The organism is Mangrovibacter plantisponsor (assembly GCF_003182475.1).
Taxonomy (GTDB): Bacteria; Pseudomonadota; Gammaproteobacteria; order Enterobacterales; family Enterobacteriaceae; genus Mangrovibacter; species Mangrovibacter plantisponsor.
This window is the reverse complement of sequence record NZ_QGTS01000003.1, coordinates 278,801-291,993: the sequence shown is the minus strand read 5'-3', so window position 1 is coordinate 291,993 and position 13,193 is coordinate 278,801. Positions and strand designations below refer to the sequence as shown.

Genomic DNA, 13,193 nt, shown 5'->3' with positions numbered 1-13,193 from the left:
GTTGACAGCACCGGGGGTTAATTTAGGGCGATGGACTGGTTTGCAGGGGCAATTTTTTGTTAACCCTGAAGATATTCAATACGGTAACCATTTTCTGACGGGTGGATGTGTGCAAAGCCTGCATGCGCGAAATGCATTCCCGCCACCAGCAGTTGCTGAGTGGCTGCCTGGCTGAAAATCTTTGCCCGGGTCTGTTCCGCCTGGATGTGGTCCACATCAAAAGCGACAAAGACATCCGGGTGCATCGACTGGATATAAGGAAAGTGAACAATGTCGCCCCAAATCAACAAACCGCCATTTTCAGCCTTAATGTGAAACCCTGTATGGCCTGGCGTGTGGCCGGCCAGCAGTACGGGGGATATACCCTCAATAACATCGCCATCACTGAAAAATTTCCGCTGTTCCCCATAGGTTTTCAGAACCTGCCGGGCAAATGCAAAGTTGCGTTTACCCCGCTCTGTAGCTGCTTGCTGGTGAGTATCATCCAGCCAGTATTCTGCTTCTAAAGGATGCAGAAGTAGCGTTGCGCGATTGAACACTTTATTCCCGTGTGAATCGAGCAGGCCACCAATATGGTCGGGGTGGCAGTGGGTTAATAATATTGTGTCTATATCATCCGGTGTTACTCCGGCTTTTTGCAGGCTCGGCAGCAGCTGCCCTCCTGCGTTGTTTATTCCACCGGTTCCGCTGTCTACCAGAATAGTGTGACCCCTGCCACGAATCAGAAAGCCGTTGATTTCGATATTGCCTGGTGCGGCGATACCCGCTTCAGTTTGAATGGACTGGGCATCAGTTTCGCCAATACCAGAGAGCAGGCTCAGGCTGGCTTCCATATATCCGTCACTCAACACAGTGACCAGGTAGTCACCAATACGGCATGACGCAGGCTGGGTTGAACTCATCACATCACCTTTATTTGTTAGTTTATCATGATGACCGGTTTCGGTAACCGGCCGCCCGGTTGCATTGGTATGGCTTTATAAAAGCTGGCTAAACGGTTCTGTACGGTAAAACCCGCAGGTGCCGGAAATGAATGATACTGCGCAGGGTGTTTTCGAGGAATGCCAGGTTGGCGAGATAAGCTCGTAACGTGAAAAAAGAAACACTTCAGCGCCCACCATGGCGCTGAAGTGCCAGTCGGTTAAGGTTGTTGCCGGGCGAAATCTTCGGCGTCGATATCGTAACCTGATGGTTCCCAGCGAATCAGCAACAGCGCCAGAATACCAATGACAGGCGACAGCGCAATCACCCAGAATAAGCCCTCACCCAGCGTGCTGATAAGTATCGGGAACAAGAATAACGCCAGCGTTGAACTGACCCGGGTAATAGTCTGGTTTAACCCCACGCCCACGCCACGAATGGAAGACGGATAGCTCAGCGACGCATACACCATGGTATGCGCGCCCGGGCCAAATCCCTGGCCAAGCAGGAACAGCGCCAGTAAACCAAAGCACAGTACTGCCTCCTGAGTTCCTTCTGGTTTGCCGACCAGAGCCAGCCCAATCAGGGCCACTAACTGGCAGCCATACCCGGCCAGCGTCATTCCTCGCGAACCCAGGTAAGGCACCAGTTTCACCGCCGCAATGCCGCCGGTAAAGGCAAAACACAGGTTCAGTACCAGCGAGGCCAGGATAGTTGTCAGCAACGATTGCTCAAACAGTGTGGAAATAATAATTGGCAAACCAAACGCAATGGCTGAATAAGCAAAGGGGGAAACAAACGACATGACGCTGGTCAGCACGGTGCGTGAACGGAAATGGTTGTCCCACAGTACAGCATAGTTTTTCCAGCTTGCTGTGCGTTTGGTGGGTTCTTGCGCCGTTGTATCTGCATCCGCAGCCACTTTCACCGGGATATTCCATGCACTGCGCAGGATCTTCGCGGCACCTTCTAAATCCCCTTGTTGTGCTGCCCAAATAGGCGATTCCGTCATATAGCGTTTACGGATCAGAATAATGATCAGCGCAGGAACGGCACCAAAACCAACAATGTAGCGCCACAAATATTCGTTATGGCTGGGCGGCAGTGAGTAAAACAGCGCCAGAACCAGGATATAGGAAACGGTGATCGCCGCATACCAGGTTGGGCACCACATAGCGACGCTGGCTGCTTTATTCCCCTTACCCTTAAGGCGAGAGAATTCGGCAAGAAATGCCATGGCAACCGGTAAATCAATCCCAATCCCCAGACCCATAATAAAGCGGCTGATACCCAGCACTTCTGCATTTGGGGCGCAGGCACCTAAAATGGCGGCGAAAACAAAGAAGAACATATCGGCCATAAATACCCGGTAACGGCCAATCTTATCTGTCAGGTAGCCGCCAATAATGGCACCAATAATTGCGCCAAAGGTAATAGCGGACAGAACCAGACCAAGCCCTTTAGGGCTGAGATTAAACTGGTGGGTGATGTCTTTTACGCCAAAGGCCAGTGCGCCGAGATCATAGGCATCAAGAAATACGCCACCCAGCGCGATAGCCATAATGATGCGGGCATTATTGCGTGCCTGTGTGGAGTTATTGACCAGGTTACTGACATCAGCGGCATTGCTGATGGTATGCACTTCCTGTGGTGGTTCTCCGGCATACTCCCTGTCTGAGTAAAGTGGAAATTGCGTCATGTGTTTTGCTCTTGTAATGGACGTTTGGATGTCTAAGCATCCAGACTTTCATTTTTAGTAGTTGCGAGCAAGATTTTTGATAGAGCGATAGTCGATAACTAATAACTGAAAGAAATAAGTCGGTATGGAATGAATATAATAAAGTGAGCCGGTGGTCACGGTTTACCACCGGCTTTGCGCTGTTATGCGGCGGAAATATGGCCTGCATTAAGAGCTGTATAGACAGCATCCCGTACTTCGAGGGTCAACAACCCACACATCCCTTCATAGGCCGTATTGGTCATCAACACCACAGTCAGGTCGTTTTGCCGGTCAATAAACCAGTTGTGCCCGTAAACACCACCCCAGGAGAGTGTCCCGGGGCTTTGTGGCGTGCCCGTTGCCTGTGGGTTAACTAACACAGCCCCACCGTAACCAAACCCCCAGCCGGGGCCTGCGCATTCAGCTTCCGGGCCACAGTGTGCCTGGTAAACAGCACTTTGCAGGCTGGCTGGCAGCAGGCCCGCACCAGTGCGCAATGCTTCTAAAAAGTTCAGAATATCCGGTGCGCAGCCATACATACCCGCCCCACCAGAAGGGTACGCCTGGCTGTTTGCTACCCGTGATGGCGCAAAACGCACGCTTCCCCCAAACCCTTCAGGTAATGGGATCTCTGCATTTTCACCAATAATAACCGGCCCCTGTTCACTGTTGGCATAAGCGACGGCAATGTTATCCAGCCCCGCAGTCACAAAACCTGAATGGCTCATTCCCAGTGGCAGAGTCACCAGTTCAGCCACCGCCTGCGGCAGTGATTTCCCGGTCGCTTTCTCAATAACAGCCCCCAGAACATCCATACCCAGGGAATAAGCCCAACTTTCTCCAGGGCGAAACAGCAAAGGAACAGAACTCAGGCGGCGTAAGTTTTCAGCCAGGTCAAAATCAACATGGTCCAGGCCATCGGAAATCCCTGCTGAGATATAAGGCCCGTCATTGCCCTGATTGAAGCCATACCCCAGCCCGGCCGTGTGCGTGAGTAACTGGTGCAGCGTCATATTTACCGCCTCACCTTGCGGGCCAGTGGGCGTGAAGTCTGGCAACCATTGAGTTACCGGCGCATCCAGTTCAAGGATACCTGCGGCGACCAGGCGCAGGGCGGCCAGTGAGACAATGGGCTTGGTCACTGAAGATAACCGAAAGCCTGTACTGGGTAACATAGGGCGCTGGCTTTCCCGGTCGGCAAAACCATGAGCACTGATATGACGAAGTTTGCCCTGGTGAGCAACGGCACACACAGCACCCACCACTCTGCCCTGTGCTATTGCCCGGTCAAAGATGCCCGGCAAGGATGCATTAAGTGCATCTTCTGCTTGCATGAACTTTCTCCTGTATTTTGGTGAAACCGCAGGTGTCTGTCAGTTGCCTTCAGCCACCCAGGCTTTTCGGAAACATGGTTTAACCCACTATTGATTACTATTAAAACAATTGATTTTAAGCAAGGTTTTTATCACTGAGGCATTAATTGCTTACATTATTCATTTGCCTGCCGGTAATTACACGGGTTTACCGGGCGAGTTTATCTGGTACAACAGTGACATATTGTGAGTGGTTTTATGTAGCCAGCTATAACTGATTTTCTCGGGAGAAAGACATGCAACTTAAAAATGCTGTTGTGTTTGTAACCGGAGCTAACCGTGGGTTGGGAGAAGTGTTTGCCAGAGAAGCTCTCGTACGCGGCGCAAAGAAAGTTTATGCCGCAGCACGCAACCCGCAGGTTATTAACATCGCCGGTGTTACCGCTGTTGAGCTCGATGTAACAGATCCTGCCACCATTACCCGAGCGGTAGCACAGGCGGGTGATATCACGCTGTTAATTAATAACGCAGGGATTGCGCAAACCGGGAGTTTGCTTGATGCCAGTGCAGAACAGCACATTCGCCAGCAGATGGAGACAAACCTGTTTGGCCCGTTACGTTTAGCGCAGGCCTTTGCACCTGTGCTGGCTCAGCCAGGCGGCGGTGCCATTATCAACGTATTATCCGTAGCGTCCTGGATTAGTAGCGCCATGCTACCCACGTATTCGGTGAGCAAATCGGCCGCCTGGTCTTTAACCAATGGGTTGCGTCTGGCACTGGCTGAACAAGGTACGCAGGTGCTGGGCCTGCATGCAGGGTTTATTGACACCGGGATGACAAAAGATTTTGATGTGCCAAAAACCTCGCCACTGGATATTGTCACGGCAACCTATAACGCGCTGGAAGCCGGGCTGAGTGAAATACTGGGCGATGACATTACCCGCCAGGTACACCAGGGGCTTACTGCTGGCCAGCCGGTTTACCTTGCCCCACTGGTGCGTTAATCACGCTCAGTCATTTATGCCAGAGAGAGTGGCTAATAGCTTTCATCGGCCCAGTGAATTGCGCTGGTCATGATCTTGATGATTTGTGGGTCGTTCAGCCCCAGTTCATTACCCAGCCGGTGTACATCTAACCACTGCATGGTTTCATAGTGGCGAGCCAGGTCGAGTATTTCGAACAACACGCCTTTGCTATCGACCAGAGCTGCATGAATACGGGGTGATAAGGTAATTTGTTCAAGCAGCACATGCAGCGGGTGATCCAGTATGGCGTCGAGTAATGAAAACAGGCCACACAGGAAGGCATCGCCCTCGAGGTAAGTCATATGCAGTTCTGTGGCAATCAGTTCACAAAACCGGCCACGAATAACGCTGTTTTTATACAGTTCAACGGGTTTTTCATCATCAAGGCTGTACAGGCTCACCAGTGAGACAAAACGGCGCAATTCATGGTCGCCAATATATAACGCGATATCGCGCAGCGACATGGTATTCACTTCCACCGGGAAACTGGTCTGGTAGCGAATATTCTTGATGTAACGCATAAATTTGTAGGCAATAGACACATCGCGGTTGATTAAATTGCCCACCTTTTCGTAATCGATTCGTTGCTGGTTCACTTCACGCATCAGTTCAATTAACCAGGTAATATTCAGCGCCAGTTTCTTGTTGCGTAAAATTTCTGGCCGGCGGTAAAAATAGCCCTGGAAAAGTGAAAAACCTAATGACTTGAATGCCTGGAACTCTTCCTGGCTTTCTACTTTTTCCGCCAGTAATGTCATTTTTTCCAGTTTGTTACGGGAAATATACTGAGCAATGAGTTCCGCTGAATGTTTACGTATATCAAATTTAAGAATATCCACATATGGCATAAAGCGCGCCCAGCATTCTTCCATTGTGAAATCATCCAGCGCCACGGTAAAACCTTTGTGATGTAATTCAGTGATAGCGCTAAACAAATCATCATCGGGTTGCGCGTCTTCCAGCACTTCAATGACCACACTCTCTGGCGGCAGGCTGAAAACCTGGCGATCAATAATCATCTTGTGGGGAAAATTAATAAAAGAAACGTGATTATCTGTCACGCTTTGCAGTGGTGAGCCAAGGAACTGGTCTGAAATAACCTGACTGGTAGCGTATTCCGAAGAAACATCAGGAAACGCATTACTGAGCCCATTACGGTACAACAACTCGTAAGCAACGGTATGCATATCCTGATCAAAAATAGGTTGCCTGGCAATGAAAGAGTACATAACTGCTCCTGAATAGCGTGATATACCAGAACCGCCAATACGTTGCGCCATGTTTACAGGCGCGTAAGCAATACACGTTTTCCAACAGGTTTATCGACTGATACTGTTTCTAGTTTAGATAACTGCGCAAGAAGTGTGATGTATTTTGATAGAAATCAAAATAATACTTGGGGAGTAGATAAGTGGTTTCAAAAGGATAATCATGCTCCTGACCAGGCTTCCCTGCCCGTGAATTATAGCGGGTGATTATAGTGCGTGCTGTGACAGCAGGCTTTTTAGCTCAGGAATGCAGGAGCCGCAATTGGTGCCACAGCCAAGTTGCTTACCCAGAGAGCTGACAGTATGGCAACCGCTGGCAATAGCCTGGGAAATATCCCGGGCCTGGGTACCAAAGCAACTACACACCGTTTGGGCTCCCCGGGTATCCCCCAGAGAGCGCCCGGCAAGCAACTGGTCGCTGGTTTGCTTATCCACTTTTTTGCCAAGGCTTGCGCAAACCAGTGTGGAGTCTGGCTCTGGTGCTGACGGGCTGGCATAGAACGCTACATTCAGCACCCCGCGGTTAAACCCCAGTAAGTGGCAGGCAATATTATTGTCCGTGGCCTGGCGGCATTCGAGCCCGGCCAGCCAGGGTTGTTGTTGTAGCCAGTCCGTAATACACCCATCACCTGCAACCCAGAATTGCCAGCCACCGGGCACCGGAGCACGGGCCCACCATTGCGCACCAGAAATAGTGACACTGTCACTGGCATATAACACGCCCTCCCAGTCACTGGTCACGGGCTGGGCCCGTACCGGGGTGAATTTACTTTCTGGCTGGCCGGATATTTCACAGCGATGCGCAGTAATTAGCGCCCCTGGCTGGCTTTGCAAGGCAAACTGGCTGTTCCAGTGCATTGGCACAAATACCTGCCCGGCAGGCTGTGCATCGGTTATCACCGCCCGGCACAGCATCCAGCCTGTAGCAGACTGTAACCGCACCAGACTGTTTTCAGTGATCCCCGCCAGGCTGGCGTCTGCCGGGTGGATTTCGCAATAAGGTTTATTGCGATGCTGCAACAGGCCCGCAACCAGCCCGGTGCGGGTCATGGTGTGCCACTGGTCGCGGATACGGCCAGTATTCATTACCAGAGGGTAATATTTACTGGTGGTACTCCTGGGCGGCTGTGGGTGAACCGGTACCAGGCGGGCTTTACCATCCGGGAAAGCAAATACGCCATCCTGAAATAACCGGGAGCACCCTGCCGGGTGGTGTGAATTTACCGGCCACTGAATAGGTTGCAACTGTTCCCATTCAGTGCGGGTTAAACGGCTTAACCCACTGATATCAAACAGGCGCTCTCCCTGGTTTTCAAAACCGGTAAGCGCCGCGTGTTCACTAAAAATCTCATGAGGATGAGACCAGTCAAAAGCTTTCTCATACCCCATACGCCGGGCGATTTGCGCAATTATCCACCAGTCTGGACGGGCTTCACCGGGTGGTTCGGCAAAGCGCCGTTGCCGTGAGATGCGGCGTTCGGAATTGGTGACCGTACCCTCTTTTTCTCCCCAGCCCTGGGCCGGGAAAAGAACATCCGCAAAGGCTGCCGTCGTGGTGTGCGCAGTGATGTCAGAAACTATCACACACTCACATAGCGCCAGCGCCCGGGCAACCTGGTTGGTGTCTGGCAACGATACCGCCGGGTTGGTACCCATAATCCAGATGGCTTTGACGTCGCCCCGTTCAACAGCCTGAAACAGCTCCACTGCTTTATAACCCGGTTTATGCGCTGTGCGGTTGCTGCCCCAGAACCTGCCCACCCGCTCAATGGCTTCCGGGGTAAAATCCATATGGGCGGCAAGCTGGTTTGCCAGCCCCCCCACTTCACGCCCGCCCATGGCATTGGGCTGGCCGGTAAGAGAAAAAGGGCCACATCCGGGGCTGGCTATTTGCCCGGCAACCAGGTGGGCATTGATGATGGCATTGCATTTATCTGTGCCTGTGGCGGACTGGTTAATGCCCATACACCACAATGTCATTACCCGGCGTGGTTTACAGTAAAGCTGGTAAAAGGCTTCAACCTGGTTGCGTGAAAGGCCACAATATTCAGCGACTTTGTCTGCAGTCCAGGGGGCGGCTGCCTGGGCCGTTTCGGTGCGCCCCACAGTTCTGCTGCGCCACAGAGCATCTTCTTTTCCTTCTGTTATCAGCCAGTTTACCAGGCCAGTAAACAACGCGCTGTCGCTACCGGGAGTGATAGCCAGGTGCAGGTCTGCTTCCGCACAAGTTGTGCTGCGCCGGGGGTCGATGGCAATGATTTGCATATCAGGCCTGGCCGCCCGTGCCGCCGCCAGGCGTTGCCACAATACCGGATGCGCCCAGGCAAGGTTACTCCCCACCAGGACTACGACATCCGCCAGTTCAATATCTTCATAGTTGCAGGGTACGGCATCTTCGCCAAAAGCGCGTTTATAGGCCGCGACAGCGGAAGACATACACAACCGTGAATTGGTGTCGATATTGCCGCTGCCGATAAACCCTTTCATAAGCTTGTTGGCAGCATAGTAGTCTTCAGTGAGTAATTGCCCGGAGGCGTAGAACGCAACTGAATCCGGGCCGTGCTGGTGAATAATGTCAGCAAGCCGTTGGGCAGCATGGTCCAGTGCCTGCTCCCAGGACACGCGCTGCTGTTTGATGTGCGGGGCGAGAAGCCGCCCCTGTAACCCCATTGTTTTATCCAGTGCACTGCCTTTTACACAGATGCGCCCCAGGTTTGCCGGGTGTGAGGTATCGCCCTGCACTTTTATTGCCGGTATCTGCCCGGCAACATTTGCTGATGCCCCGGAAACCCGCAGACCGCAGCCGGTACCGCAATACGGGCAAGTGGTCCGGGTTTCATTCATACAGTAGCCTCGGCGACAGGTTCGCTGTGCGTTGCCGGTTCACTGGCAACCAGTACCTGCCCATTCACGACATGTACCGGCCAACTGCGCAGGTGCGTTTCCCCTTCCAGTGCACGCCCGTCAGCCAGGCGAAAACGGTGCTTATACAGTGGCGAGATCACAATCAGTTCTCCCGCGTTGTCTCCCAGTAAACCGCGCGACATCACGCAGGCCCGGGTGCCGGGTTCAATGTCGTCCAGTGCCCAAACCTGTTCCCCAATACGGAACAGGGCAATACGGTGGCTGCCCAGGCGAGCGCCAATGCCAGCATTATTGGGGATAGCGGAAACAGCGCACACCGTTTGCCAGGGTTCCGCAGGCAGGCGCGACGGGTGTGTGACTAGTGCGGTGGTGGGTTGTATTTGCCCGCGGCGGGTATCCCATTGCACAGATTCATCCGGGGTATCGCTGTTGATGGTGGCGGTGAACCGGCTGAGTTGTTCCGGGTCGTTCAGCGTGGTTTGCCATTCACACTGCCAGGTGTCAACAATGTGCGCCATGTTGGCTTCCAACTGCGCGTTTATGCCAAGTTTGTCGTCAATGACCACCTGGCGGAGATAATCCAGCCCGCCTTCCAGATTATCAAGCCACACACTGGTGCGGGTTAAACGCCCGGCGGTACGGATATAGAACATCAGTACCCGGTCGATGTAGCGAATTAATGTTGCGCTATCAAGATCAGTGGCAAACAGATCTGCATGGCGAGGTTTCATGCCGCCATTACCGCAGACATACAGGTTCCAGCCTTTGTCCGTGGCAATCACACCAATATCTTTGCTCTGCGCTTCTGCACACTCACGGGTACAGCCTGAAACCGCCATTTTAATTTTGTGCGGCGAGCGCAATCCTTTGTAACGTTGTTCCAGCTCAATCGCCATGCTGGTTGAATCCTGGACACCATAACGGCACCAGTTTTCGCCGACACAGGATTTCACCGTACGTAATGACTTGCCATAAGCGTGGCCGGTTTCAAAACCTGCATCAATCAGTTCCTGCCAGATAAGGGGTAACTGTGCAAGAGTGGCGCCAAACAGGTCAATGCGCTGGCCGCCAGTAATTTTGGTATACAAATTGTAGCGTTGAGCGACTTCACCAATGGCAATTAAGCCTTGCGGAGTTATCTCGCCTGCCGGGATCCTTGGCACAATGGAATAAGTGCCGTTTTTCTGAATGTTGGCAAAGTAGCGGTCATTGGTATCCTGCAGTGGCAAGTGTTCTGGTTTCAGCAGGTAGTCATTCCAGGCTGATGCCAGCAGTGAGCCAACCAGTGGTTTGCAAATTTCGCAGCCGTGGCCGCTACCATGGCGCTGGATCAGATCATCAAAGCTGCGGATGTTTTCAACCTGAATCAGGTTAAATAATGCCTGGCGCGACCAGGGGAAGTGTTCGCAGATATCGTCACTGACTGCAACCCCGGATTCCTCCAGTGCCTGCTCCATCACCTGTTTAACCAGGGATGTGCACCCGCCGCAACCCGTGCCAGCTTTAGTGAATGATTTCACTGCGCTGAGATCATGGTGGCCTGCGGTTACGGCTGCGCGAATTGCACCTTTGGTTACGTTGTGGCACGAACACAGAACTGCGCTGTCCGGAAGCGCTTTGCTGCCCTGAGCGGCAGGTTTATCGCCAGTTGCCGGCAGAATCAATTGGGCAGGCGCATCTGGTAAATCGATGCGGTTGAGCATCAGTTGCAGCAAATTACTGTAGTCGCTGGCATCACCCACCAGAACGCCGCCCAGTAGTTGTTTTTTATCGGCGCTGACCACTATTTTCTTGTAGATGCCATCCGGGCCGTTGTGCCACTGGTACACCAGGCTACCGGGGGTTTTGCCATGGGCGTCACCCAGCGATGCAACTTCCACCCCAAGCAGTTTCAGGCGGGTACTCATGTCTGCACCAAGGAATTGGGCTTCCTGCTCGCCGGACAACCGGGCGGCAGCAATACGCGCCATATCATAACCCGGGGCTACCAGGCCAAAAATGGCGCCCTCCCAGAGCGCACACTCCCCAATGGCATATACTGCCGGGTGGCTGGTACGGCACTGGTTATCGATAACAATGCCGCCGCGCGGCCCGATGGACAGCCCGGCTATGCGCGCCAGGTCATCACGCGGGCGGATCCCGGCGGAAAACACCACCAGGTCGGTATCCAGTGGTTCACCGCTGCTGAACTGTAATTGCAAGCCACTGGCGCTGGAGGCGATTTTAGTGGTTTGCATGCCGGTATGGACATGGACACCCAGAGCCTGAATTTTGCTGCTGAGCAGCGTGGCGCCTTCATCATCCAGTTGAACCGCCATCAGGCGCGGTGAGAACTCCACTACATGGGTTTCCAGGCCCAGCGTTTTTAACGCATTGGCGGCTTCCAGGCCAAGTAAACCCCCCCCGATCACCACACCCCGTGTGGCATGGCTGGCACAGGCTTTAATTGCATCCAGATCATCCAGCGTACGGTAAACAAAGCAGCGCTGGTCATCATGGCCTTCAATGGGCGGTACAAAAGCCCGTGAGCCGGTTGCCAGCACCAGGTGGTCCCAGGCCAGCTCCCGGCCCTGGGAGTCCGTCAGGCTGCGCCGGTCAGTATCAAGCGCGGTTACCTGGCTGTGGGTGCGCAACTCAATACCATGTTGAGCAAAAAAATCGGCATCGGTGAGGCTCAGCGTGGTGGCATTCCCGGCAGTAAAATAGTCAGTTAAATGCACCCGGTCGTAGGCCAGGTGGCGTTCTTCACCGTAAACCACGATATGCCATTGCTGGTGCATACCTCGTTCAACCAGTTGCTCAAGAAAATACTGGCCGACCATGCCATGGCCAATAACAACCAACGTTTTTTTGGCGTGCGTGTTGATATCCTGCATTGCTTCTGTCCTTGCGGTTGGCGCCGCTTCCGGGGAAGGAACACCCGGAAGGAGGGCGTGAAAATGAATAGGTTGGTGCATCAGTGCGCTGATGCGCGCTGCTTCGCTGATATCGCCCCACAGGAACGCTCCTGTCAGGTGCCCGTTGCAGGTATATAACCGCTGGTAGTCGCCAGTGGAGCTGTTCTCACTGATTAAAGGCGGAGTATTTTCCTGCTCCTGACGGGAGCCGAGACAAAACAGCTGCAATCCCCGCACTTTCAGGCGGGTGCCCTGAGGCTCGGGGTGGTAATCCGCGATCGCCTGGCCTGCCAGGCGATGAGCGAGTACCACTGCCTGCGCCAGGCAAGGTGCCAGCAAGCCAGGTACTTCACCGTTAAACTCGCTACACTCCCCAAGAGCACTGATGGTGTGGTCGCTGGTCTGGAGTTGCCCGTTAACCTGAATTCCGCGCCCACAGGCCAGGCCTGCTTCGCGGGCAAGCGTTATGTTTGGCCGGATCCCGGTCGCAATCACCACCCGTTTGGCTGGCAAAAGTTGCCCATTGGTAAGCCTGACGGCATCAGCTGTAATCGCCGTAATACCGTTGTTCATCAGGCAGTGAACCCCCTGCTGTGACAGCGCACTGAGTAGCCGTTCGCCACATTTTGCATCCACCTGGCGCTCAAGGGGCCAGCCATGGCGGTGAACCAGCGAGACTTGCCTCCCCTGCTGAGCCAGTGCTGCCGCGGCTTCAACCCCAACAAACCCGCCACCCAACACGACAACCGGTGTTCCGGGAGGATCATTTTGCAGCGCGAACAGATCCTGCTGGTGGCGGAACCCGCAGACATGGGGCAACTGAATTCCGGTGACAGGCGGCATTGCAGATTGTGACCCGGTGGCAATAACTAACTGGTCCCAGACAAGCGTGCGTTTATCTGTCACCACCTGGCGGCTTTCCCGGTGAACTGAAAGTACTGTTTCACCTGTGAGCAAGGTGACACCCTGCTCCAGATACCAGGATGACGGGTGCAGCGCGATTTCAGCGAAGCTTTTGTCACCGTTAAGAACTGAAGGCAACTGAACCCGGTTGTAGGTTGCATGTTGCTCATTACCAATCAGCGTAACCTTAAAACGCCCGGGCGCGAGCGCCAGCAGCGTTTCCACCAGTTTCAGCGCCGCCATTCCATTGCCTGCCACCACCAGATGCGGTTTCATTTGTG

The 13,193-nt window shown here is 53.5% G+C and carries 7 protein-coding genes; 1 reads left to right on the top strand and 6 read right to left on the bottom strand.

The annotated features are described in order from the left end of the window. Positions 1-59: 59 nt before the first annotated feature. From DES37_RS06200 to DES37_RS06190, 3 genes are all read right to left on the bottom strand, one after another. Complete coding sequence (locus tag DES37_RS06200) at positions 60-902, bottom strand: MBL fold metallo-hydrolase (RefSeq protein ID WP_110025228.1); 843 nt, start codon at positions 900-902, stop codon at positions 60-62. A gap of 239 nt (positions 903-1,141) precedes the next feature. Beyond that, entirely contained in the window at positions 1,142-2,620 is a 1,479-nt protein-coding gene (locus DES37_RS06195) for an MFS transporter (protein ID WP_110025227.1), read from the bottom strand. 182 nt (positions 2,621-2,802) lie between these two features. Beyond that, positions 2,803-3,975: a serine hydrolase domain-containing protein gene (locus tag DES37_RS06190; RefSeq protein ID WP_110025226.1), complete on the bottom strand. Its 1,173-nt coding sequence runs from the start codon at positions 3,973-3,975 to the stop codon at positions 2,803-2,805. A gap of 275 nt (positions 3,976-4,250) precedes the next feature. Here DES37_RS06190 and DES37_RS06185 point away from each other — a divergent pair, with 275 nt between their 5' ends. Next, positions 4,251-4,958: an SDR family oxidoreductase gene (locus tag DES37_RS06185; protein ID WP_110025225.1), complete on the top strand. Its 708-nt coding sequence runs from the start codon at positions 4,251-4,253 to the stop codon at positions 4,956-4,958. Positions 4,959-4,990: 32 nt separating this feature from the next. On the opposite strand, the gene DES37_RS06180 is transcribed toward DES37_RS06185, so the two are convergent. The 3 genes from DES37_RS06180 to nirB form a co-directional block, all read right to left on the bottom strand. Further along, positions 4,991-6,208, bottom strand: a complete 1,218-nt coding sequence (locus tag DES37_RS06180) for an EAL and HDOD domain-containing protein (protein ID WP_170123737.1) — start codon at positions 6,206-6,208, stop codon at positions 4,991-4,993. 246 nt (positions 6,209-6,454) lie between these two features. After that, complete coding sequence (locus tag DES37_RS06175; RefSeq protein WP_110025223.1) at positions 6,455-9,091, bottom strand: nitrate reductase; 2,637 nt, start codon at positions 9,089-9,091, stop codon at positions 6,455-6,457. Then, the gene (gene nirB / locus DES37_RS06170) at positions 9,088-13,188 is read right to left on the bottom strand and encodes a nitrite reductase large subunit NirB (protein WP_110025222.1); all 4,101 of its coding nucleotides are present in this window, start codon (positions 13,186-13,188) and stop codon (positions 9,088-9,090) included. The genes DES37_RS06175 and nirB overlap by 4 nt, the downstream gene beginning before the upstream one ends. Positions 13,189-13,193: the final 5 nt, after the last annotated feature.